A 24437-nucleotide genomic window follows, 5' to 3' on the forward strand; every position below is an offset into this window, starting at 1 on the left:
GCACTTAGTTAAGCATACTTTTGCAGTTCACACTCTTGAATTACATCGGTGTACTGGCAGATAAGGTTTTTGAATATACGGTCCCAGCTCTGGGTCTGAGCATAGTTTCTGCCTGATCTCCCCATTTGTTGGCGTAATTTTCCATTTGTTAACAGTTGCAAAATAGCCTCGGAAAACTCATTGGCATTTCCAGGTTTACACAAGAGCCCATTTACACCTGTCTTAATTATATTCTGTACTCCACCCGCTTTTGCCCCTATCACAGGTGTTCCGCTTGCCAGTGATTCTAACACCACATTCCCAAAGGTTTCGGAAGATGAAGGGAAAACAAATAAGTCAGAAGCGGCATATGCCTCAGCCAAATGCTTTCCATCTAAATATCCAGTAAACGTCATATTTTCTGGTGCTTGGGTTTCAAGTTCTTGCCGCAACGGACCGTCACCAATAATCAGCCAGTGAATATGTTGATTTATGTCTGATGGAATAGATTTTGCGGCAGCGAAGAGGGTGTGTAAATCCTTCTCGGGAGCTAATCGGCCAGCGTATGTCAGAACATAGGAATCTGGAAGGCAATAACGATTTTTAATTGGCCTCTTATCATAATAAGGATGAAACAGCTGGCAATCCACACCTCTCGGCCAAAGCTCAAGATTAGTAAACTTATGCTGTTTTAATAGTTGGAATGTTGTTGGAGAGGGGACAAAGATCTTTCTGCAGGTTTGATAGAACCAGTGCATGTAATTCCAATGCAGTTTGGATAGAAATGGAAGGTTATAATACTGCAAATAATGATCAAAATTGGTATGATAGGATCCAACAAGCGGGATATTAAGACTTTTTGAAAAATAAACTCCACAAAGACCGATGTTAAACGGGGTTGCTACATGAATTAAATCGGGTGAGAAGTTCTTTAGCTCTGATTTCATTTGATAAAGGTTTGGAAGGGCTAATCGGCATTCAGGATACATGAAAAATGAAAGGCTCTTAGAGCGATGGATATGGCCAGAATCAAGCTCCTTTGTTGAAGGGGCCGGTACAAAAAGTTTAAACGTAATATTTTGGCTCTCAAGGAAGTCAGTCAGCCTTTTCAGCGTTCGGGCAACACCGTTAATGTCAGGATAATAAGTATCAGTAAAAATGGCAATTCTCATGTCATCCCTCCTAACAACTTATCCTACAAACATAACAAACAAAAGCACAAAATCCCAGTAATGGTACCAAGTACACCACCGGCAAGGATATCCGAAGGATAGTGAAGTCCTAAATAAATCCTGGATATCCCCACACACATTCCTAAAGGAATTAGAACGAATGCAAGTTGTGGGATGGATAAAATATAGGGGGTTACAACCGAAAAAATGGCCGTTGTATGCCCTGAAGGGAAAGAATGGTCCTGCAGGGGATTAGCTGGAAACTTTGTACTCTCTATCATCAAATAAGGTCTTTTTCGTGGGAAAAGCTGTTTCAGGACATGGACAGGGATATGGCTTGCCGATAATGCAAGAGCGCTGCTAATCGCGGTTAACCTAGGTTCACCTGAAGAGATTACCATAAGAAGGAAGACAGCGGCGATAGTGATGTCTGCTCCTCCAAACTGCGTAAGGATTCGAAAGAATAAATTTAACAGCTTTTTATCATAATGACGATTCACTCGTTGTAATAAGCGGCATTCAAATCCATAAACAGCATCGATTATCTTCATCATGGACAGTCCCCTCCAACAGGTTACTTAGTAATGTCAGGTTTCCAGGCATTGAGAAAGTGAGGGCCTATCTCTTTGTCCAGCCCGATTCCATATGCTACTTCCTCTAGATTAGCCCCGGCTTTAATACAAAAGCCTGCCATTTCATTCATAAAACGCATTTTGGCTGCTAAAAAGGCATTGAAAGCATATTTAATAATTTCGGCACTTCGGATGTCTGTTTTGTAAATAGGGATTTGCAGCGGCTGGTAAAACTGCTCCATAATCGCTGCCGCTCTAGGGTCGCTGGTTCCGATTACAATACGGTCTCCATGAAAAAAGTCAATAATCGCTGTACCTTCACGAAGAAATTCAGGATTGGCAACTACTTCTGCTCGAAGGTTAGGAGGTTTCCTGCTGTCAATGATTTCTTGGATGAGTTCGTTCGTACCGACTGGAACAGTACTTTTAGTGCAAATAATCACGTCCTGTTGAATATAATGAGCGATCGTATGGGCAACCACGTGAATGTACTTTAAATCTGCTGAACCATCGTGTTTTTCTGGTATACCAACAGCAATGAAAATAAGTTCAGCATTTGAGTATGCATCTTCCGGGTTTATTGTAAATGTTAGCTGCTTGTTATGTAAGTTCTTTTCTAATAAAGTTTCTAAACCAGGCTCTAAGATGGGAGAACGTCCGCACTGAAGCCCATCAATTTTCTCTTTTTGAACATCAACGCATGTCACCACATGTCCAAGCTCCGCTAGACAAGCACTAGTAACCAATCCTACATAACCTGCTCCAGCCACAGTAACCTTCATCCAATCCCTCCAAAAATTTGTTACCTTTATTGTATTAGTGAATGATGGATTTTTTCTAAACCTAGTGTAAAGAGAGTGTTAAGACTGTGTTAGTTTTAATAAATGGTCAAAAGTATATTTAATTCATAATACTTGAATTCAAGATAATTATAAGTTACACTTAAGATGTTCAAATGAATAATAAGTGTAATCGAATTAAACCCTATTAGGCATAGAAGGATTGCTAATGTTTTGTATTTAAATGAAAAGGAAGGGATAAATATGGATCAGTTTCATCAAGAACCAAACATTTATGTTGGTGAGGTTACGATAAAAGTAAAAAATCTAGCTTATTCTATTACGTTTTATCAAAATATTATTGGTCTTCAACTATTGGAACAAAGTGAACGGAAAGCAGTTCTGACTGCAGATGGCCAAACCCCGCTGTTAACCTTGGAAGAACCAGCAGATGTCATTCCAAAACAAGAGCGCATGTCAGGCTTGTATCATTTTGCTATCTTACTGCCATCGCGTGCCGACTTAGGGGACTTTTTGCGGCACTTAATTTTAACAGGTTATCCGCTTGGTGCTGCTGATCATTATGTAAGTGAGGCATTATATTTGAATGACCCTGATGGGAATGGGATTGAGGTTTATCGGGACCGCCCTTCTTCTGAATGGGCTTGGAAAAATGGTTTAGTTGATATGGCCACTGAACAGTTGGATGCAGAAGGAATTCTAGCGGAGAGTGATACTGAATGGAAAGGCCTTCCATCAGGGACAATCATGGGGCATATACATTTGCATGTAGGTGATTTAGAAAAAGCAAAAGAATTCTATACTAAGGGAATTGGCTTAGAGGTTGTAAGTTACTACCCGCAAGCAGTATTTCTTTCTTCCGGCCGGTATCACCATCATGTTGCTATCAACACGTGGCAGGGAACAGGGGCTCCAACGCCGCCGAAAAATAGCGTTGGTTTAAGTTGGTATTCGATTGTCTTCCCAACTCAGGAAGCAAGGGGAAAAGTCCTGAAACAGCTAGAGCAATTGGGGGCTCCTTTAAAGAATGAAGGAAGCTTTTATGTAACAAGTGACCCAGCAGGAAACCAAATTCGTCTCGTCATATAAAGGAAATATCCCTGCCTTGCTCTTCTAGAGAAAGGGGCAGGGATTTTTCTGCGTTAAAGAAATTTCTCTCTATGAGAAAAAACCCAACGCATATTTAATACCTTCTTCTACTTCAGTGGTTTCATAGCCTTGTAAATCCTCATGAGTGATTTCTAATTTTGTTCTTGCTAAAGAGTAGCCGCTGTCTAAATTCACATCCAGCAAAACCTCATACCCAATCTCATTTTGCGTAATTTGAATAATGTCATAATCGCGAATCGCCGTACCCGTATCATACTCAAGCGGCTCTAATTCAGACATAATAAACCCTCCTATCATCCTTCAAACAAGATTATTTTCCGCAAAATCCCCAAAAATAATTCGGTGCATTCCCAATTGGTGCCTGTCACCATTAAGCCGAAGGAGTTAATAATGGTGACAGGCACCAATTTTACTCCGTGGGACTTGTTAAAGGTTTTTGTTGGGAATGTGACGAATGATTAAAATGGGAAGACTATTTAGGATTAGTGTATTTTATATAAAGGTTGTGATCTTTGTGTGTTTGATTCTGTTTGCCTATCGTGTTCATGAGGAGTATCCTCTCATTGTTGCGGCAAATCGTGATGAATTTTATCGACGGCCAACCGCTCCTGCGCACTTTTGGGAGGATTATCCTGAAATTCTGGCAGGAAAGGACTTAGAAAAAATGGGCACTTGGATGGGTGTGACGACTAGTGGGCGCTTTGCGGCATTGACCAATTACCGAAACCCAAAGGAAGTAACGGAGGGAAAACGTTCACGTGGCGAATTGGTGGCTGATGCCTTGAAATATAAAGGGAATGTAGAAGAATATATGCAGCATCTTGCCGCACATAATCACTTGTATCCCGGCTATAACTTATTGGCAGGGGATGGGCACGATTTATATTATTACTCTAATGTCGGCGGAAAGCTGGAAAAACTCACTCCAGGTATATATGGAGTGAGTAACCACTTATTAAATAGCAGCTGGCCGAAGGTGGAAAAAGGGAAGGAAGGTTTGGCACGAATAATAAGTGAAAAAAACGATGGGATGCAAGAAGCGTTGTTTGTCCTTCTGCAAAATGCGGATCCCGCTCCGGATGAGGCTCTTCCAAGTACAGGTGTGACATTGGAATGGGAACGGCTGCTTTCGCCGTTGTTCATTGAAAGTGAGCACTATGGAACGAGAAGTTCAACGGTGATGTTCATGACAGGGACAAAGCTTCAATATATAGAAAGAGCCTATACGAAGAACGGCGAAAATGACCAACAATATACGATTGAACTGTTTAGGAAAGAAAACTAAATTAAACGTTTAGTTGGGCATGATGGCGGAAAAGTAAAGTATTAAAATTGAAAAATCTGAAGAAGGTGCACTTTTTTATAAAGTGTTTCCCCTCTTCAGGTTTTTTAGATGGGTGAACATACTTACACCCCAATTACATTCAATGACTGGCGCAGCCCTTCTAGAGCAAATCCTGTTATATATCTAAAAACGAATATAGCGACAATCGGTGAAATATCAATAGGCCCAAGTGGAGGGATGAACCGTCTAAAGAAGCCTAAGTATGGTTCGACGAGCTTTGAGATCCACATCCCAATCTTTGTGGATTGAAATTGTGGAAACCAGGAGCCAAAAATTGATATTAAGATAAGCCAATAATAAATTTCAAAAGCATACTGTCCAATTTGTAAAATGTATAATCCCAATTTATATCTCCCCATCTATTAGAGTTTTATTATAGGTACAAACTACGTATAGATACCTATATATACGGCTATGTCCACTAAAGGTTTCATTATTATGATTGATTTTATAAGATACCATATTCACAAAAAATTAAACAAATGATTTATTAGTTGGAGTAAAGCTATTGTAACAAGGGTTACCGTTGAATTTATTATGCCATAAAGAACTTAACAAATCCTTAATTCAACGGGTTGGCGAATGAAAAAAATTAATCAAACGTTTAATTAATTTAGAAGCAAAACTAATCAAACGTTTAATTAAATCTTGGATAACGTTGATAAATCAACATTATTTAGCCAAAATAAAAAACTAATCAAACGGTTAGTTAAATGGGATTTATAGGTAAGTTTTTAAATGGCTAAAAAGGGAACTTATTTACTAAGTGATATATACTATAAGTGAGAAAGGACGTGATTAGATTGAAAAAAGGTTGGTTAGGATTAGGAATTGTGGTCGCTGTCATTGTTATCTTTGGCCTCATGTTAATGTCCAGCTATAACAGCTTTGTCAATCTAGAAGAAGACGTAAATCAGTCACATGCTCAAATCGACAATCAACTCCAGAGAAGGCTCGATTTAATACCGAACTTAGTCAATACCGTAAAAGGCTATGCCGCACATGAAAAAGAAGTCATTGCCTCGATTTCAGATGCACGTGCAAAGCTTGCTGGAGCAAAAACCCCCGAGGAAGAAGCAACCGCTAACGATCAATTATCCGGTGCATTAAGCCGCTTGCTTGTTGTCGTAGAAAATTATCCAAACCTTAAAGCGGACCAGCAATTTACCCAGCTAATGGATGAACTGGCGGGAACTGAAAACAGAATAGCAGTCGCGCGTAAGGATTATAATGAGCAAGTTGCTGAATTTAACAAAAAGGTAAAAAGATTCCCAGGTTCAATAATTGCAGGAATCGGCGGGTTTGATCAAAAAGAATATTTTAAAGCAGCCCCTCAAGCCCAAGAAGCCCCAAAAGTTGATTTTGGAGGAAATGGGTAATGAAAGCAAAACGGATCTTCAGCTTCTTATTGGTTTTTACCACGTTATTTCTGTGTACAGCCCGTGCACTTGCTGAGGATGTCCAAATACCTGCTCCCGTCGGAGATATTTATGTACAAGATTTTGCTCATGTCCTAAATGAAACAGAAAAAGCAGAATTAATCAACATAGGCAGAAACATCGAAGATCAGACAACCGCACAGGTCGCTGTGTTGACTGTTGAAACCATTGGCGATAAAACCATTGAAGAATATGCGAATGAGGCATTTCGTCAATATGGAATCGGCAGTGAAAAAGAGGACAATGGGGTTCTGCTTGTTTTATCAATGAAGGAACACAAAATTCGGATCGAGGTCGGCTACGGCCTTGAAGGAAGAATTCCCGATGCGAAAGCGGGCCGAATCATAGATCAATATGCGATTCCTTTTTTAAAAAATAACCAGCCGAACCAGGCCGTAACGGAAACTTATCGAGCACTCGCCAAAGAGGTTCTTGCGGAATATAACGGCAGTACAGAACAAAAAACGGTACCAAAGGATGAAGGGGTTGGAATCCCATCCTGGCTGATCGTCATCATTGTTCTGGTCGTCGTGTTCCTTGACTTTAAATTTTTCGGAGGCACCCTTACCTATTTACTCCTCTCCATTTTATCCCGTGGAGGCGGAAGAGGCGGCGGCGGACCCCGAGGCGGCGGTGGCGGTTCCTCTGGCGGCGGGGGAGCAAGCCGAGGCTGGTGATAAAAAAAAGATGCTCTCTAGTTGAGGGCATCTTTTTCTAACTTCATTACTTTTCTTTTCTTCAGATAGGAATAGGACAGGAGGATTCCAACTAGGAAAAGAACAATTATATAGATACTATATCTAGAAAAATAGGTTCCTACATATACCCAATTTTCACCAAGTATTCTGCCTAGAGAAATAAAGGCAAAGCACCATAGCAGTGCACCTAGATAAGCATACAAGGCAAACTTTTTATAAGAGAAATGGTTAATTCCTGCGAGATAGGCAGTAATATGCCGAACTCCTGGAATGAAAAAACCTATCACAAGAAGGATTGGGCCAAATTTATTGAATAATCTCTTCGTCCGCTCAATTTTTGCCTCACTGATATGGAGCTTTGGACCAAACTTATGTAAAAATGGTGCTCCTAACACAATCCCTAATATAAAGCTAAGCGTAATGCCGGTGCTCGCCCCAAAATAGGCACAGAGGAGTGAAGGAAGATACGCTAATTTACCCTCGAAAATATTATAGCCAACATAAGTAAGAAGAACCTCATCGGGAATGGGCAGACCAATAATTCCACCAATCAACGCAAATATAATCCCCAAATAGCCAAAGTGTTCAATTAGATGATTTAAGTAATCCATCGCTACACTTCCTATATCGATTCTAAAATTTATCTATATCTATTATTTGCAAAAAATTTCACTTTTATGTATTCATTGACACCATTTTCCACTCTACCCGTGAATATAGTGAAATAAATGTCCTTTTAGGAGTGGGTCTGATGCCGATTGAATGGAATGAAGATGAGCAGCTATTTCATTTGTATAATGGCAGAATCAGTTACATGATTCAACTTGTCCATGGAAAATATTTAGCGCATGTATATTGGGGGAGTCTGGTTCAAATGCTTCAGCCCTCAGCAATCCTTCCATTTAAAGGAAGAACTTTTTCGCCGATGACAGAACCGGATGACCCACGTTTTTCCCTTGATACCCTGCCTCAGGAATATCCTGCCTTCGGAAATGGTGACTTCCGAATGCCGGCCTACCAGCTTCAAGCTCCTGACGGGTCAACGGTTACTGAATTTGTATATGATTCATATGAAATTTTTAAAGGAAAGTCTCGCTTGAATGGGTTGCCGGGCGCCTATGTGGAAAATGATGATGAGGCGGATACACTGGTGATAACATTGGTAGATTCCATGCTTGGTGTTGGGCTGAATTTGAGTTATACGATTTACCGTGATTTTGAGGTGATAACGAGGTCGGTCTCGTTTGAAAACTTAGGCAGCCATGAGGTGAAAATAGAAAAAAGCATGAGCCTGTCTGTTGATTTCCATGACTCCAATTGGGACTGGCTTCATCTTCAGGGAACATGGGCAAGAGAACGGCAGATAGAACGCCGGCCGCTGACCCACGGTGTTCAATCGATTTCTTCCACAAGGGGTGCGAGCAGTCATCAGCATAATCCCTTTTTAGCTTTACTATCAAAGGATGCAACCGAGGAGTATGGGAATGTTTACGGGTTTAGTCTGGTTTACAGCGGAAATTTCAGGGCGGCCATTGAGGTAGACCCTTTTGAGATAACCCGGATCAATATGGGAATTAATCCATTTAATTTTTCATGGCTGTTAAAGCCGGGTGATATTTTTCAAACACCGGAGGCTCTGATGGTCTATTCCTCAGAAGGATTGGGCGGAATGTCAAGGACCTTTCATAAAATGATTCGGAGCAGGATTTGCCGTGGTGTTTTTCGGGACAGGACACGGCCTATTCTTATTAATAATTGGGAGGCTACCTACTTTCATTTCACTGAAAAAAAGTTAAAGGAGCTTGCTGATGCTGCAAAGGAACTGGGCATTGAGCTGTTTGTTTTGGACGATGGCTGGTTTGGCCAACGTAATAATGCCAAGAGTTCGCTCGGAGATTGGGAGGTTAATCGGCAAAAACTGCCCAACGGATTAAACGGATTAGCACGTTATCTCAATGGTAAGGGGATGCAATTCGGTTTGTGGGTTGAGCCGGAAATGGTTTCACCGGACAGTGATTTGTACCGCAGGCATCCGGACTGGTGTCTTCATGTACCGGGAAGGAATCGAACCCTTTCAAGAAACCAGCTTGTTCTAGATTTAAGCCGAAATGATGTATGTGAATGGCTGATTGATACGCTCACGACTCTTTTTCAAAGTGCTCCGATTTCCTATGTGAAATGGGATATGAACCGAAATATGACAGAAGTGGGGTCAGCTGCACTGCCCCCGGAAAGACAGAAGGAGACGGCTCATCGCTATATGCTCGGGCTATATCGGATAGTAGAGGTATTGACGGCACGATTTCCAGAGATTTTGTTTGAGAGCTGTTCGGGAGGGGGCGGCCGTTTTGACTTAGGGATGCTTTATTACATGCCGCAGACCTGGACGAGTGATGATACGGATGCCGTTGAAAGATTAAAAATACAATATGGAACAAGTCTGGTTTATCCAGCCCTCACCATGGGGGCCCATGTTTCAGATGTCCCGAATCATCAGGTCGGCAGGGTGACACCATTGCAGATGAGATGTCATGTCGCGATGGCCGCCAATCTTGGGTTTGAATTAAATGTTGATAACCTAAGTAAAGAAGATCGACAGTTAGTCAGGAAGGAAATCGCACTGTATCATCAAATAAAAAATGTTGTCCTTTTTGGTGATTTGTATCGGCTGTGGAGCCCCTTTGAGGGGATGGATACTGCTTGGATGTATGTAGGGAACGATCAAAAGCAAGCAGTGGTATTTTATTATAAAACGTTGGCAATGCCAAATCCACCTTTTTTACGATTGAGATTACGGGGGCTGAATCCACAACTTAAATACAAAATAAATAACGAGAATAGGTTTTTTTATGGGGATGAGCTGCTGAAGATTGGGCTAACCCTGCCGTTGATTAAGGAAGACTTTTTCTCTGAAATTTATTGTTTGAATAGCTGCTGATTTCATATAAGTGAGTGAAAATTTTAAATATTACCTATAAATTAATTTTCCCGAGGATTAAAATGGTGATTAAGATAGATTACTAGAGTTAATGTGATGGGGGAGACCAGAATGAATCTATATGATGAATTGTTAGCGATTATCGGGGATAGTGAGAGGGTTTCAATTAATGAAACCCTTTTAGAACAGCATAGTAAAGGGGAGGCATACCATCCGCCATTCAGCCCGGATGCCGTCGTGTTTCCTAAGTCAAAAGAGGAAGTAAGCCGGATTGTTCAATTCGCAGGTGAACATGCTATTCCCCTTGTCCCTTACGGGGCGGGGACAAGCTTGGAAGGGCAAATTATTCCGGTTCATGGGGGCATCAGTCTTAATTTCAGTCTCATGAATCAAATCGTATCGATCCGGCCAGATGACTTTCAGGTCACTGTCCAGCCAGGGGTGACTAAAAATCAGCTCAATCAAGCCTTGAAAAAACATGGACTGTTTTTTCCGACAGATCCAGGGGCAGATGCATCGATTGGCGGGATGGCTGCTACGAATGCTAGTGGCACCAACAGCGTAAAATACGGGGTGATGCGTGATCAAGTCCTTGGGTTAGAAGTGGTTTTAGCTGATGGATCCATCATTCGAACAGGTGGACATTCTTTTAAATCATCAGCAGGCTACAATTTAACAGGCTTGTTTGTCGGGTCAGAAGGGACACTGGGTATTTTTACAGAGTTAACTCTGAAGCTTCGGGGAATTCCAGAGGCCATATCCGCTGTGAAAGCCACGTTTCCTTCGATTGAAGCTGCCGGAAATGCGGCTGCCATTCTCTTAAAGGCAGGTCTTGCGATTGGGAGAATCGAGCTGGTTGACGAAAAAACCATTCGAGCAGTTAATCATTTTAAGAGTACCGATTTCAGGGAAGAACCAACCCTTTTCTTAGAGTTTAGCGGCAATGAACCGGAAGTTACCTATAGCGTAGAAGTCATGCAAGAGATTTTAAAGGATGAGCAATGTGGTTCCTTTGAATTTGAAAATGACTCGTTAAGAAGGGCCCGGTTATGGGAGGCAAGGCACCATGCGGCCTTTGCAATACAGGCCGCAAATCCTGGCAAAGTCTTAATGTTTACTGATGTCTGCGTTCCGTTATCGGAACTCGCTGGGGCTCTAAAGCAGACGAGGGGCGTCATTGAGAAATTTGGCTTAGAGGGGGCTGTTTTAGGACATGTCGGTGATGGCAACTACCATGCCTGCTTGCCGATTGATCCGAACAGCGAAAAAGAACTGGAAGTAGTCGAAGGAGTTCATCATCAGATTGTTTCCTATGCTTTATCCAAAGGGGGAACCTGTACCGGAGAACATGGCATCGGGCTTGGTAAAAAAGTGTTCCTACAGGAAGAACACGGAGACCTAATCCCCATCATGAAAACAATCAAAACCAACCTCGACCCCAAAAACATCCTAAACCCAGGGAAAATATTCTAAAGGGTGACAGGCACCGAAAAATAGTTAAACATGGTGGAAGGGATGCAAACGGTGACAGGCACCAATAAGTGGTTAAATATTGTGGTAAAGGTACAATCGGTGACAGGCACCATTAAGTAGGTTAACGCAATGAAAGAGTTGGTAATGGTGAAGAGGCACCATTACCAACCCTTTTGGATTGTTTAGAAATCGAAGTTGTCTGGGTCTGGACCAACGCGAAGGTTTTGGTTCAAACCATCAATTTGTTCCATTTCTACTTTTGTTAGTTCGAAGTCAAATATGGACGAGTTTTCGGCAATTCGATGTGCTTTGGTTGATTTGGGAATCGTGACAACTTCGTTTTGGAGATCCCATCGCAAGATCACTTGGGCAACGGACTTGTTATATTTATCAGCAATTGTCTGAATCACGGGCTGGTCTAGTAACTGCCCTTGCATTAAAGGTGACCAGGCCTCTAATTGAATCCCGTGTTTCTGGCAAAAAGCTTGCACTTCTTTTTGGGTTAACCGTGGATGGTATTCCACCTGATTGATCATTGGCTTAATCTCAGCATCTTTCATTAAATCTTCAAGGTGGTGAACATGGAAGTTACTTACGCCAATTGCCTTTACTCGGCCTTCTTTATAAAGAGTTTCCAAGGCTCTCCATGCATCTTTATATTTTCCGGCAACTGGCCAGTGAATTAAATATAAATCCAAATAGTCTAATCCCAATTTCTTTAAACTTGTTTCATAGGCAGCTAGAGTTGAATCATATCCTAAGTCACTATTCCAAACCTTCGATGTGACAAAAAGTTCATCTCTTAAAATACCTGCCTCTTTAATTCCTTCACGGATTGCCTGCCCAACTCCTTCTTCGTTTTCATAAATAGAAGCCGTATCAATACTGCGGTATCCATTTTTAATTGCATATTTAACTGCATGAACAAGTTCAGGTCCTTCTTCTACTTTAAATACTCCAAGCCCAAACCAAGGCATTTTTACTCCGTTGTTAAGTATAGCGGTATCTTGTAAGTTATTAATCATCCTATTCATCCTCCAAATAAATTTTTTATATGAGGAAGGGGCGCAGTTCCAGCCCGATCCTATTTTCAAAATAGATTTAAAAACTACTGGCTTCACTAAATTACTTCTAAAGCCCTATTACCCGATCCCTCAAGGTCTTTCTTTTCAAGACTGCGGCTCCAGCTTGTAAGAAGGACCGCTCCTAAGACCATTAATGCTCCAATCCAAGAGGTGTGAATTAATCCAATTGAGTCGGTAATGACACCGCCAAAGAAGGACCCCATGGCAATTCCAGCATTAAAGGCAGCAATATTAATCGCCGATGCAACATCAACTGCAGTCGGTACAAACCGCTCTGCTAACATCACGACATACACTTGTAATCCAGGCACATTCATAAAAGCCAATAAGCCCATGAAAAAAATCGTAATTAATCCTGCAATCTTAAAAGGTGCTGTAAATAGCAAAATAAATAAGACAACGGCCTGGACGATAAACATATAAAACAACGCCTTAATGGGATTTTGGTTAGACAGCTTGCCGCCAACCATATTTCCGATGGCAATCGCGACACCATAAACAAGCAAAATCACAGCAACAGTGCTTTCCTTAAAGCCTGTTATATCCTGCAAAATAGGCGATAGGTACGTAAAGACTACAAAAGTTCCGCCATACCCTAATGCAGTAATAATAAATAGCAGCAATAGCCGGCCGTTGGTTATCACTCTGAATTGGTCACGGAACGTTGTTTGGACCGCTTTTCGTAAATCAGACGGAACAAGGATGCTGTTGGCAAAGAAGGCAATTACGCCGACTGCGACGATAATAACGAACGCCATCCTCCAGCCGAATTGCTGGCCAATAAAAGTTCCAAACGGGACACCAGTAACGGTTGCCACCGTAAGCCCTGAAAACATAATTGATATTGCACTGGCTCTTCGATTCTCCGGGACCAAATCTGCAGCGATGGTAGAACCGATCGACATAAAGACACCATGTGAAAAGGCCGATATCACTCGGGCCGCCAATAAAATCCCAATGTTTGTTGCGCTTGCTGCCAGCCCATTGCCGATAATAAAAACAATCATGATCCAAAGTAACAAGGATTTACGAGACATCCTTGAAGTAAGCGATGTAAGGATAGGAGCCCCAAACATTACTCCTAAGGCATATAAAGAAACAGTTAAGCCGGCAGTTGTAACTGATATTTGTAAATCTTTTGCTATAAGCGGCAGAAGCCCTACACTGATAAACTCTGTTGTTCCGATGGCAAAGGCACTTACAGCTAATGCCAATAAAGCGAATGTACTTCTTTTTTTATCTAACATCATTTTTATCTCTCCTCCTAAAGTGGTTTTATTGCATGAATGATTGGCTAAAAGCAAACCTATAAAAAAGAATCAAAATGTGATATTTCAACCGGCAAATGTTATTATGGGATATAGCAACATAAAGGAAAAGTACGCACTTTAAAGTGATATAGATACAAAAAAGTGCGGTAGGTACTTATTGGTGCCTATGGAAATGGAGGACTAAAGGGTGAAGAAACAGAAGTACAATATATCAGTTGAGGCGACCCTAGAGGTCATCGGGGGAAAATGGAAATGTGTCATTCTTTGCCACTTAACACATGGAAAGAAACGGACAAGTGAATTAAAACGCCTGATGCCGGAAATTACCCAAAAGATGTTAACGCAGCAGTTACGAGAATTAGAGGAAGACGGTGTTATTAACCGGATTGTATATAATCAAGTACCGCCCAAGGTGGAATATGAGCTTAGTGAATATGGCCAGAGCTTGGAAGGAATCCTGGATTCTCTATGTGCCTGGGGCGCAAACCATATCACCAGAGTGCATGGTGATCTGTCAGTATTAGAAGAGAATGTGTTAAATGATAAATTAAAGTAAGGCAAAGGCATCTTCGAAGGGGAATTTTTTGGATAAAAAAGTTTACCTAAATTTTCTGTTTGACGTTTTTCAGCCCATTCTCTATTATATAGAGATGAGAATACCCGTACTTGAACGGGAGAGGTTCATAGCTGATACCCTCTATAAAAAACTATGGATACATGACTTCCAGCCATGTCCATATCGGACGCGGCTTTTTGTTTTTTATCCCATTAGTTTAATGGATCATTCAGCTGAAACTCTCTTATAAAGCGTGGGGACACATTTTTATAGGGGGTTTTTTTATGTCTGGCCGCAGCCACGAAGAAGGATTAAAAGATTTAACACTATTAGGTAATCAAGGAACTACCTATTCATTTGAATATGCACCAGAAGTTTTGGAGGCAGTGGACAATCTCCATCCAGAACGTGATTATTTCGTCAAATTTAATTGCCCGGAGTTTACTAGTTTATGTCCGCTGACACGTCAGCCTGATTTCGCAACGATGTATATTTCATATGTTCCGGATAAAAAGATTGTTGAAAGTAAGTCTTTGAAGTTATACCTTTTCAGTTTTAGGAACCATGGAGATTTTCATGAGGACTGTGTAAATATCATCATGAACGACCTGATTAAACTGCTCGACCCGCGTTATATTGAAGTTTGGGGTAAATTTACACCGCGTGGCGGGATTTCCATTGACCCATGGTGCAACTATGGAAAACCTGGCACCAAATACGAGGAAATGGCCAACTACCGCTTGATGAACCATGACCTCTATCCAGAAAAAGTAGATAATCGATAAAGAAATGGTGACAGGCACCAATAAGTGACATTTGACGTTGTAATTGTTGTAAATGGTGACAGGCACCAAATAAAGCAGCCGTGGAACACGGCTGCTTTATTTTATATTTCCGTACTTCGTTTTATAATGCGGATTTGATGACTTTTTTGTAATAGAGTGCGGATAGGATACCAAAAATGGAGTAGAGGCCAGTATAGAGGACCATAACTAGAATCATCGGGGTCCAAACTTCTGTTCCGAAAAGAAACCAGCCCGATTGGACGGCAAAATAACTATGCAGCAGTCCAACCACTAACGGAATTCCAAAGTTAAACAGCTGCTTAGCTTGAATTCCCTTCAATAAATCTCCTTCTGTGAAACCAAGCTTTCGCAGGATCGTATAATTCGGCTTTTCCTCTTCACTCTCACCCATCTGTTTAAAATACAGAATACAGCCTGATGTAATCAGAAACGTTAATCCCAAAAAGCCAACTATAAACATAATCAATCCCATATTTTTTTTCTGAGTATTACTAATCCCCAAACGAGACGAGTACAGGTCATTCTCATCAAAGGACAAGTCTTGATAAACCAGGTTGGCCTTTTTGAGCTGACTCTCATCCTTCAACGTAAACCCAACAAAGAGAGAAGTCTTCTTTTGAATAGAAGGATTTAAATCCTTTTTCAATCGTTCAAATACAGAGTCGTCCACAATCGCAACCGGCTGACCGCCGTTTGTAAAATATCCGCTAATCACAAAATCCTTCTTTAATCCTAAGTAGCGGAGCGGAATCGTTTCCGTTTGCCCCTTTAATTCGATCCGGCCGCTATCTTTTAAACCCATAAACTTCTGGAGCAAATCATTATAACCGGTAAAAATGGTCTCATTTGCAGCCACATTGATATTTTTCAAAGCCCGTTCACTAATCATCGGAAGGGTCATCTCGCTAGGGTCCACCATCATGCCTTCAAGGTTAGTATTTGAAATATTCTTTAAATTAGCGGACACCTGGAGTACTTCAATCCTCTTTTCATCAAAATTAATATTCTTCGCGGATAACACCTCTTTAAATCTTGCAGCATCTTCTGCATTGGCAATGGCAAAATCGCCCGCTGTCTCGTTTTCAGCCACTTTTTCGGCAGAATAATAGGAGATATAACTCAACGACAATAGCCCAATCGCAAGAGCGGATACTGTTGTAATAACCGTTAGTAACAGGGCGTTTGATTTCATCCGAAACATAATCGACGACAAGGATAATACTTGATTGAGGGTTAAATAACCATCTTTCTTTTTCCGAACGATATTAAAAATAAAACTAACCGATCCTTTGTAAAACAAGTAGGTACCGATAATGACGCTACCCAAAATATAAATCATTGCCAAAAACAATTCAGTCATTGTGGTATAATCGCCAGTAAATAACTTCGATGAAATATAGTAGCCGGAAATAATCGCAAGCAATCCGAAAATCCCCATGAGAATTTCCCAGATAGACATTTTTTTCACTTTCTCTTCCGTCGATGAAACAACCCGAAAGAGAGTTAGAATGCTTTGCTGCTTTATAAAAAGATAATTCATCAGCATTATTAGGAGATAGATGACACTAAATACAATGATAGACTGGACCAAAGCTTGGGAAGAGAAATGTAAGCGGGCAATTGCATCCACCTTGGTGATTTTAAATAGTACCATAATAATTAACCGAGAGATGGAAAAACCGATAAAGATCCCTGCCACCATTGAACCAAAATAGAGAATAAAGTTCTCGGCGCTTAGGAGGTTGAAAATTCGAGCTTTTGTCATACCAATCAATTGAAATAATCCAATTTCTTTGCTTCGCCTCTTAATAAAAATGTTATTGGCATACAGTAAAAAGATCGAGACAATGACTACCAAGAGAATACTGGCTGTCCGGATGGCTGCCGCCCCTTTAATGGAATCCTTTGCTTCATTCATTGCCTGGTCATATTGTAGTGTGACAAACGAAAAATAAAGGGCAACACTAAAGATGAGTGCAAACACATAGAGATAGTAGTTTTTTAGATTTTTTTTCAAGTTTCGAATAATAAGCTGATTAACGCTCATATGGTACACCGCCTAGTACTCCTTGAGTTTTGATAATATCCTTAAAAAATGCCTGCCGGGATTGCTCTCCTTTATTTAACTGAGTATAAATCTGCCCGTCTTTTATAAAAATAACTCTGCTGCTGAAGCTGGCCGCTACGGGATCATGCGTCACCATCACAATCGTGGCCGTCCGTTTTTGGTTTAATTCACTAAGTTTGTTTAACAGGTCAGATGCAGATTTCGAGTCGAGCGCTCCTGTTGGCTCATCCGCAAAAATAATACTTGGTTCGTGGATGAATGCACGGGCCGCCGACGTTCGCTGTTTTTGTCCGCCGGAGATCTCATTCGGGTACTTATCTTTAATCTCCGATATCCCTAACTCTGTTGCAACCCTATGGAACCTTTCATCGGCTTCTCTTTTGGAAATCTTCGTAATCGATAATGGTAATAGAATATTTTCTTTAACGGTTAACGTATCTAATAGATTATAATCTTGAAAAATAAACCCAAGATGCTGCTTGCGAAACTCAGCGAGCTGCTTTTCCTTCATGGCTGTCATTTCTTTGCCTTCAATCGTAATTGTTCCGCCGCTGACCTTATCAATTGAGGACAATACATTGAGAAGTGTTGTTTTCCCGGACCCGGAGGCCCCCATGATACTCACGAATTCCCCTTTTTCAACGTTAATATCAATCCCTTTTAAAACCTCTTGTTTATTCAGCTTATTACCATAGCTCTTATGAATTTTATTGGCTGCTAAAATATTCATACGAACACGCTCCTTTAGTTGATAATCCAATTATAAAATCAGCTGGTTAACTTCTCCTTCGAATAACCGAACAAAACAACAAAGCATGTGACATTTTTGTCACATGCCTAAGATCGCTCCGAATTCATTTTTTCGTGGAAAGGTTAACGTGAATATGGTTCCAACGCCTGGTTCTGATAGGACATCGATATGAATCAAAAGAGACTCTGAAATTTTCTTGGTTAAATATAAACCCATGCCGGTTGAGGCGTTGTCATGGTGAGCGGTTGTTGAAGTAAAGCCTTTATCGAAAATCCGCGGCAGGTCTTTTTTGTCAATGCCGCGCCCAAAATCCTGAACCATCAGCTTGGATCGGTCACCCTCTATAAAACTTCGTAGCACAATATCAGATTCTTCGCTATATTTCACTGCATTTGTTAATAGCTGGCGGATAATAAAGGCCAGCCATTTGGCATCCGTTAATACAGAAGCGGCTTCTAACTCCACTTCAAAGCCGATCCTTTTTTGCATACACCAGGTTTGCAGTGTTTTAATTTCTTTGAAAAGTAAGCTTTTCAAGTCAGTCTCTTCTATATATAAATCATTCTTCATAAAAGGCAGGCGCTTTTGATGAAGCTGAGAATCTAGCAGCAGATGGATTCGAAGCCATTCAAGGGATATCTGCGCCTTTATTGGACTTTCTTCTAAACGGTCAATCATTAGATGCATCGCTGTCAGGGGTGTTTTGACCTCATGAATCCACGATAGTAGCTCATCTTTTTCCTGCTCCACAGACACCCAATTATTTGAAACGGTTTGTTTTAGCAGTTCTGTTTGATTCACAATACTGTCCTCTATAATTTTCTCAAACGGACTTTCCGCCTCAGCTATATTGGTTAAATCGAGATCGTTTTCCCATTCCGCTAGGGCTGTATAAAATTTCGTCTCCTTATGGAAGCGAAAGCACAGAAAGATCACAAAGATAAGCGTGGATAAAAAAACAATATAGAGAAGAGGCATAAAGGATATGGCGGAATCAATATAGCCTGAAAAAAGGACTAAAAACTGTAGACAGATAAATAGAACAATCCAGCTTCGTCTTTCTTTTAAAAAGTTTTTAATCATCCTGTTTGCGCCTCTTCACTTGCCATGTACCCCTGACCAACCTTAGTTTCAATAAATTGTCCGAGATTAAGCTCGTCCAGCTTTTTCCTCAGCCTGTTAACATTGACTGTTAAGGTGTTATCGCTAACAAACCGCTCATCATCCCACAAGCTTCTGATTAATTCTTCACGGCTGACAATTTTATTCTTTTGTTCAATCAGCTTTTTTAATATAAACATTTCATTCTTTGTGAGTTCAATGGTACCAGCCTCGCTGCTGACTGTATTTTTTTCCACATCAATCGTTGCTGCCTGCCAGGTTTTTAGGGTTATTTGTTCATGATTGTAATTATAGACGCGCCTGAGGATCGCTTGAATCTTGGCAATCAGCACATCAAAATGGAATGGCTTTTGGATGAAATCATCCGCACCAAGCTGCATGGACATTACCATGTCTGTCGGGTGATCACGGGAAGACAGAAATAATATCGGAACATTGGAATGTGTTCGAATCATTCGGCACCAATGAAAGCCGTCAAATTTCGGAAGTTGAATATCAATAATAACTAAGTCAGGTTTAATGCTCGTAAACTCCTGCATCACCTGGCTAAAATCACTAACGCCGTACACAGCATAAGACCAGCCTGCCAGCCGGTCACTTATTTCATTAAAAAGAGCTTGATCATCTTCTATTAATAATAACTTAAACAATAAATTCACCGCCGTACTCTCTCATATCTTACAACAATTGTATAATATATCCTTTTTTCGTGCTATAAGTTGGTGCCTGACACCATTAGCGACATTAACACTATCCCAAACCATATATTGGTGTCAGGCACTTTTTACTTTTTATGTTTTATTAAGGATAAGTTAAGGGAGGCACATGATAATAGGCTCATGAATTAAAAAATGTTTGGAGCGGGTCCGGACTGTTCCATGATTAAAGGAGTCTAGATAAATGAAAAAGTGGATTTGGATACTCATTAGTGTACTAGTTGTTGGGTATGTCGGCTATCAATGGTTTCACTCCAGAAGCAGTGCTAGTACAAGCACTACTACGCAGGTTCGAACAGCTACTGTCCAAAAAGGGAAGTTAGAAGTGACAATTAGCGGTTCGGGAACAGTTGAACCAGTTACCACAGAGGATATAAAAGCAACAGCTGATAATAACGAGATCGACGAGGTGTTAGTTTCTGCGGGAGATACCGTGACGGCTGGAGAAACATTAGTAACCTTTACGGATGATAGCGATCCAATTACAGCGCCAACTGCTGGAACGATTACTACGGTGTCGGTTGCCTCAGGAGACAGAATCAACAAAGGTATGGTGGTTGCACACTTAACCAATTACAATGATTTGCAAACAGTCGTTCAGGTCGATGAATTAGACATACCTAAAGTTAAAGTGGGTCAAACAGTAACATTATCAGTTAGTGCTTACCCCGATGCAACATACACAGGGAAAGTTACTGCTGTTGCGGAAGAAGGAACCTCAACAAATGGTTCATCAACCTTTGCTGTAACCATTCATATTGAAAAACCAACCAACCTAAAAGTTGGCATGAGTACAGAGGCTACCATATTAACAGCTAGTAAGACAGATGCATTATATGTACCGGCTGATGCTATCTACACAAACAATAATGAAAAATACGTAATTGTCGATTCAACAGGTACAGGTACTGATAGCTCCACTGCTACGACAGGTCAACAAAAAACAGTTAAAACTGGGATTTCTACTGACGAATATGTTGAGATCACTGAAGGGGTAACTGTAGGTGAAACGGTTGAATTGCCACAGCTATCTTCAAGTAGTTCATCAACGAACCAACAAGGCGGAATGATGCAAGGTATGGGCGGCATGCAAGGCGGAATGGGCCAAATGCCGAGCGGCAACATGCAGCGAAGTGGACAAGGCGTGACAAGTGGAAAGTCTGGCAACTAATAAACTGATAACAAACTGGAGTGTATTTTATGAAAAAAACTAGAAAAGCACATTTATGGATTGGGTTAATCTGTTCGATATTTATCTTGATGGAATCTATTACAGGTCTGCTCATGAATGAGCCGTGGCTGATTGGTCAGTCATCACAAACAGAACAACGAGGTAATTTTCAGCCAGGCATGATGCCAGGGCAGCAGCAAGGCACTACTACAAATTCAACGCAAGCAACAGGCCAAACACAAGCGTCCAGCCAAGCTCAATCACAGCCTGAAACAACATCTCAAACGAATGGTACCACTAATAATCAAGCCAGCGGAAGCACGCAGAGTAATTCAAATGGCCAGTTTCCTGGCCCAGGCGGACAAAATGGACTTGGTACAAAAGGTACGCAGTCAGGTTCATTCATGAGTACAATTAAAGGACTTCACGAAGGAAGAATTGGAACTACTAATATTAAATGGTTAATTGATCTTACAGCCATCGCAATGATTTTCTTAACTGGATCAGGAATCTACCTTTCCTTAAAGGTGATTGGGGCAGATAGAAAAAGAAAAAGGCTGAAAATAGAAAGGGAGATTGCATAGGAGTGTCCTGAAGAGAGCGCTATCCAAAAAAATGGATGGTGCTCTTTTTTTCGAAAAGAGGAGGTTTTCATTAAACTTTCACCAATCCTAACTACAATTAAAGAAAATCCATTCATAAAAAACAGCTTCAGTTGAAAGGTTTCAAAAAGGAAGACCAGGCTATGAGCCAGGTGTTAAGGCAATCTTAAGCTATTTCCCTTAGGATACATAAAGACAAAAGCGGAAAAAAGGAGCATGTTATTGATGAATGTCCTATTAGCAGAAGATGATAATCGCCTAGGTGATTTAATGGTATATATGTTGAAAAAGAAAGGTAATTGCAATGTGGAGTGGGTCAAGGAAGGGGATGACGCCTTTTACTATGCAACCTCTGCCCATTATGATGTAGTCATTATGGACTGGATGATGCCAAATGGAGAAGGTGTCGATGTTTGCAAACGTTTGAGAAAACAAGGATATTCAGGCGCCATCTTAATGCTGACCGCCAAAGATACCGTTCAAGACCGGATTGAAGGACTTGACTCTGGTGCCGATGATTATCTTGTTAAACCTTTTGAATTTGATGAACTATTAGCTAGGCTGCGCGCCCTTTCCCGCCGAAATTATGCACCAATTGTAGAAGAAGAGACGGAGATAGATGGTCTAGTTCTTAATCGGGCCAGCCATACGGTTCGGTTTGAAGACAGGGAAATCCAGTTTAGTCCCCGAGAATTTCAACTATTAGATTTACTGATGAAAAATAAAGGACAAGTCCTGCCTCGCGAGCTTATTTATGAGCGCGTCTGGGGTCTTGAAACAGATGTAACGATGAAGACAATTGATGCAACAGTTAAATTAATACGTAAAAAATTATCCTTAATCCATAAACAAGATAAACTTCAGAGTATAAGAGGGGTGGGATATAAATTTGAAACGTAATTTTTTTTCCATCTTCGACCTTCGTTTCAATCGGGGGGATCAAGATGTTTTTAGAAATACACAAAACCGGTTAACACGAAATTTTAGCGGACTTATTATGCTTTTTCTCTTTTTGTTTATTCTAGTAGTTTATTCGGTTCTTTACTTTGTCATTCTCAATACACAGGAACGAGAACTGCGGACCTTAGTCTCACAGGAAGCTGGTTACATTGAGAACTTGTTAAGCAGGAACGGCCAGAGTGACCTTAGAGGAATCCAAAATCAAGAACTGGCTTTTGCTGGAGTTGACCAATCCTTCTACTATGTAGTGGATGCTACTGGGAAAGTAGTAGTGGGCAGCGAGGCCAATCCCCGCTTACGGCAGCAATTACTCTCGCTCTTAAATAAACATATGTCCAATCAACAGGATATTCAAAAAGAAATGATACGTATGGATCAGAAACCAACTAGAGGACGAGCGCAATTCCATGCTCCTGATGAATCGCAAGATATCCATATGATGATTGCCAGCCATGAAATTTATTACAAAGGTCAATTTATGGGCCAAATTTATATAGGAAAAGATGTCTCATTTGCCTACCGGTTATTTCACTGGGTTCTAGTCATACTTGTTGTGCTAGGGATTGTTTTTGTTGGAGTTGCCATCTATATAAGCCAGCGTATGTCTAAACGGGCGATGGTTCCGATTAGATCAGCTTTTAAAAGGCAGCGAGAATTTGTGGGGGATGCATCTCATGAATTAAGGACACCTCTAAGTGTCTTGCTATCGTCTGTTGATGCGATGGAAATGACAGTAGATATTCAAAAGGATGAGATGGCAGGTAAACTTCTTGCAAATATGAGGGAAGAAGTCAAGCGGATGACGCACCTTGTCAGCGATCTTTTAACCCTTGCACGTTCAGATTCGAATACAAATGAGCTAAAAAAAGAAGTTTTTGATCTAGTGCCCTTAGCTGAAAAAGCAATCGAGTCATTACATCCGATTGCTTCCCGCAAACAAATTAAGCTGGTTTTATCTGCTTCTGCTGCTACAACCGTTATAGGAGATCCCCAAAGGATATCGCAGTTGATCTATATCCTTTTGGACAATGGTATAAAATATACTCCAGATGGCGGGGAAGTAAAACTGAGCCTTCTCAAAGAAGGGCGAGAAATAAGAATTATCGTTCAAGATACAGGGATAGGGATAAAGAAAGAGGATTATCACAAGATTTTTGAACGTTTTTATCGGGCGGATAAATCCCGATCCCGCCAAATAGGAGGCCATGGACTTGGACTATCAATTGCAAAATGGATTGTCGAAACACATAAAGGAACGATACAAGTAACAAGTCAAATGGGAAAGGGAACTACGTTTATGGTTAAGCTGCCTGATTACGTTTAAGTAATCAGGCTTTCTTAATAGTATTTAATAGTAATAAATGATTTCGAAAAAAGCCCTTCTAAAAAATTGTTAAATAGTTGTTGACTTCCTTTTGATAGGATAGTAATATAGTAATCCTGATGAGGGGATGCCGTGATCGGTAAACTACTCATTGAAAAATAATTATCAGATGTTGACAAGCTTAAATGAATCTGATAATATTAATACTCGTTGAGCAGGAACGAAAAATTATTTTAAAATAATGATTGACATCCTGATCAACAAAGTGATATGATAATGTCCTGTCACTAATTGTTCTTTGAAAACTAAACAAACAAAAACGTCAACAAACAATAATATTAGTTTCTACTAAGAAACTAAGCCAACGTAACAAAATGAGCTAAATCAACTTTCATGGAGAGTTTGATCCTGGCTCAGGACGAACGCTGGCGGCGTGCCTAATACATGCAAGTCGAGCGAATCAATAGGAGCTTGCTCCT

24 protein-coding genes, 1 rRNA gene and 1 riboswitch are annotated in these 24437 nt (G+C 40.7%); of the genes, 13 read left to right on the forward strand and 12 right to left on the reverse strand.

What is annotated here, in order from left to right:
• Positions 1-8: 8 nt before the first annotated feature.
• Genes V7077_RS03225 through V7077_RS03235 form a run of 3 tightly spaced genes read right to left on the reverse strand, consistent with a single transcriptional unit; the run spans position 9 to position 2505 of the window.
• Positions 9-1151, reverse strand: coding sequence for a glycosyltransferase family 4 protein (locus tag V7077_RS03225; protein WP_335498408.1), 1143 nt, complete (start codon positions 1149-1151; stop codon positions 9-11).
• 23 nt (positions 1152-1174) lie between these two features.
• Complete coding sequence (locus tag V7077_RS03230; RefSeq protein WP_420489605.1) at positions 1175-1705, reverse strand: phosphatase PAP2 family protein; 531 nt, start codon at positions 1703-1705, stop codon at positions 1175-1177.
• Between the two features lie 20 nt (positions 1706-1725).
• Positions 1726-2505 (reverse strand): UDP-glucose dehydrogenase family protein, encoded by a 780-nt coding sequence (locus V7077_RS03235; protein ID WP_335498409.1) that lies wholly within the window; start codon positions 2503-2505, stop codon positions 1726-1728.
• 261 nt (positions 2506-2766) lie between these two features.
• Between V7077_RS03235 and V7077_RS03240 the strand changes: the two genes are divergently transcribed.
• Positions 2767-3612, forward strand: coding sequence for a VOC family protein (locus tag V7077_RS03240; protein WP_335498411.1), 846 nt, complete (start codon positions 2767-2769; stop codon positions 3610-3612).
• Positions 3613-3681: 69 nt separating this feature from the next.
• Here V7077_RS03240 and V7077_RS03245 read toward each other — a convergent pair whose 3' ends face one another.
• On the reverse strand, positions 3682-3912 hold the full coding sequence (locus V7077_RS03245; RefSeq protein ID WP_335498412.1) for a hypothetical protein: 231 nt from the start codon (positions 3910-3912) through the stop codon (positions 3682-3684).
• Positions 3913-4087: 175 nt separating this feature from the next.
• Between V7077_RS03245 and V7077_RS03250 the strand changes: the two genes are divergently transcribed.
• Positions 4088-4918: an NRDE family protein gene (locus V7077_RS03250; RefSeq protein ID WP_335498413.1), complete on the forward strand. Its 831-nt coding sequence runs from the start codon at positions 4088-4090 to the stop codon at positions 4916-4918.
• Between the two features lie 122 nt (positions 4919-5040).
• Here the strand turns inward: V7077_RS03250 and V7077_RS03255 are convergent, their stop codons facing one another.
• A complete protein-coding gene (locus tag V7077_RS03255) occupies positions 5041-5322 on the reverse strand; it encodes a YggT family protein (RefSeq protein ID WP_098531077.1) in 282 nt (93 codons plus the stop codon).
• A 519-nt stretch (positions 5323-5841) separates the two neighbouring features.
• On the opposite strand from V7077_RS03255, the gene V7077_RS03260 reads away from it, so the two are divergent.
• A complete protein-coding gene (locus V7077_RS03260; RefSeq protein ID WP_420489606.1) occupies positions 5842-6357 on the forward strand; it encodes a LemA family protein in 516 nt (171 codons plus the stop codon).
• Positions 6357-7094, forward strand: a complete 738-nt coding sequence (locus V7077_RS03265; protein WP_335498415.1) for a TPM domain-containing protein — start codon at positions 6357-6359, stop codon at positions 7092-7094. The genes V7077_RS03260 and V7077_RS03265 overlap by 1 nt, the downstream gene beginning before the upstream one ends.
• Positions 7095-7111: 17 nt before the next feature.
• On the opposite strand, the gene V7077_RS03270 is transcribed toward V7077_RS03265, so the two are convergent.
• Positions 7112-7726, reverse strand: coding sequence for a DedA family protein (locus tag V7077_RS03270; RefSeq protein WP_335498416.1), 615 nt, complete (start codon positions 7724-7726; stop codon positions 7112-7114).
• Positions 7727-7866: 140 nt separating this feature from the next.
• Here V7077_RS03270 and V7077_RS03275 point away from each other — a divergent pair, with 140 nt between their 5' ends.
• The gene (locus V7077_RS03275; RefSeq protein WP_335498418.1) at positions 7867-10053 is read left to right on the forward strand and encodes an alpha-galactosidase; all 2187 of its coding nucleotides are present in this window, start codon (positions 7867-7869) and stop codon (positions 10051-10053) included.
• A gap of 111 nt (positions 10054-10164) precedes the next feature.
• Positions 10165-11526: an FAD-binding oxidoreductase gene (locus V7077_RS03280; RefSeq protein WP_335498419.1), complete on the forward strand. Its 1362-nt coding sequence runs from the start codon at positions 10165-10167 to the stop codon at positions 11524-11526.
• A 182-nt stretch (positions 11527-11708) separates the two neighbouring features.
• Here V7077_RS03280 and V7077_RS03285 read toward each other — a convergent pair whose 3' ends face one another.
• Both V7077_RS03285 and V7077_RS03290 read right to left on the reverse strand, forming a co-directional pair.
• Positions 11709-12551, reverse strand: coding sequence for an aldo/keto reductase (locus tag V7077_RS03285; RefSeq protein WP_335498420.1), 843 nt, complete (start codon positions 12549-12551; stop codon positions 11709-11711).
• 95 nt (positions 12552-12646) lie between these two features.
• Complete coding sequence (locus V7077_RS03290; RefSeq protein ID WP_335498421.1) at positions 12647-13861, reverse strand: MFS transporter; 1215 nt, start codon at positions 13859-13861, stop codon at positions 12647-12649.
• A gap of 208 nt (positions 13862-14069) precedes the next feature.
• Between V7077_RS03290 and V7077_RS03295 the strand changes: the two genes are divergently transcribed.
• Together V7077_RS03295 and queF are read left to right on the forward strand one after the other, a co-directional pair.
• Positions 14070-14438, forward strand: coding sequence for a winged helix-turn-helix transcriptional regulator (locus tag V7077_RS03295; protein WP_335498422.1), 369 nt, complete (start codon positions 14070-14072; stop codon positions 14436-14438).
• 114 nt (positions 14439-14552) lie between these two features.
• Positions 14553-14599: riboswitch (PreQ1 riboswitch) on the forward strand.
• Between the two features lie 123 nt (positions 14600-14722).
• The gene (gene queF / locus V7077_RS03300) at positions 14723-15223 is read left to right on the forward strand and encodes a preQ(1) synthase (protein ID WP_098532388.1); all 501 of its coding nucleotides are present in this window, start codon (positions 14723-14725) and stop codon (positions 15221-15223) included.
• A 121-nt stretch (positions 15224-15344) separates the two neighbouring features.
• Here queF and V7077_RS03305 read toward each other — a convergent pair whose 3' ends face one another.
• The 4 genes from V7077_RS03305 to V7077_RS03320 all read right to left on the reverse strand — a co-directional run bounded on the left by V7077_RS03305 (position 15345) and on the right by V7077_RS03320 (position 19835).
• A complete protein-coding gene (locus V7077_RS03305; protein WP_335498423.1) occupies positions 15345-17291 on the reverse strand; it encodes an ABC transporter permease in 1947 nt (648 codons plus the stop codon).
• Positions 17281-18042, reverse strand: a complete 762-nt coding sequence (locus tag V7077_RS03310) for an ABC transporter ATP-binding protein (protein ID WP_335498424.1) — start codon at positions 18040-18042, stop codon at positions 17281-17283. Before V7077_RS03310 ends, V7077_RS03305 begins: the two co-directional genes overlap by 11 nt.
• 99 nt (positions 18043-18141) lie before the next feature.
• Positions 18142-19146: a sensor histidine kinase gene (locus V7077_RS03315; protein WP_335498425.1), complete on the reverse strand. Its 1005-nt coding sequence runs from the start codon at positions 19144-19146 to the stop codon at positions 18142-18144.
• Positions 19143-19835, reverse strand: a complete 693-nt coding sequence (locus V7077_RS03320; protein WP_335498426.1) for a response regulator transcription factor — start codon at positions 19833-19835, stop codon at positions 19143-19145. The genes V7077_RS03315 and V7077_RS03320 overlap by 4 nt, the downstream gene beginning before the upstream one ends.
• Before the next feature lie 250 nt (positions 19836-20085).
• Between V7077_RS03320 and V7077_RS03325 the strand changes: the two genes are divergently transcribed.
• From V7077_RS03325 to V7077_RS03345, 5 genes are all read left to right on the forward strand, one after another.
• Positions 20086-21072 carry an efflux RND transporter periplasmic adaptor subunit gene (locus V7077_RS03325; protein ID WP_335498427.1) on the forward strand — a complete coding sequence of 329 codons (987 nt, stop codon included), beginning with the start codon at positions 20086-20088 and terminating at the stop codon, positions 21070-21072.
• Between the two features lie 29 nt (positions 21073-21101).
• Positions 21102-21656 (forward strand): PepSY-associated TM helix domain-containing protein, encoded by a 555-nt coding sequence (locus V7077_RS03330; RefSeq protein WP_335498428.1) that lies wholly within the window; start codon positions 21102-21104, stop codon positions 21654-21656.
• Positions 21657-21899: 243 nt separating this feature from the next.
• Positions 21900-22574 carry a response regulator transcription factor gene (locus V7077_RS03335; protein ID WP_335498429.1) on the forward strand — a complete coding sequence of 225 codons (675 nt, stop codon included), beginning with the start codon at positions 21900-21902 and terminating at the stop codon, positions 22572-22574.
• Complete coding sequence (locus tag V7077_RS03340) at positions 22564-23958, forward strand: sensor histidine kinase (protein ID WP_335498430.1); 1395 nt, start codon at positions 22564-22566, stop codon at positions 23956-23958. Before V7077_RS03335 ends, V7077_RS03340 begins: the two co-directional genes overlap by 11 nt.
• A 390-nt stretch (positions 23959-24348) precedes the next feature.
• Positions 24349-24437, forward strand: a 16S ribosomal RNA gene (locus tag V7077_RS03345); the annotation flags it as partial.

It is taken from the genome of Neobacillus vireti (assembly GCF_036962465.1).
Classification (GTDB): Bacteria; Bacillota; Bacilli; order Bacillales; family Cytobacillaceae; genus Neobacillus; species Neobacillus vireti_B.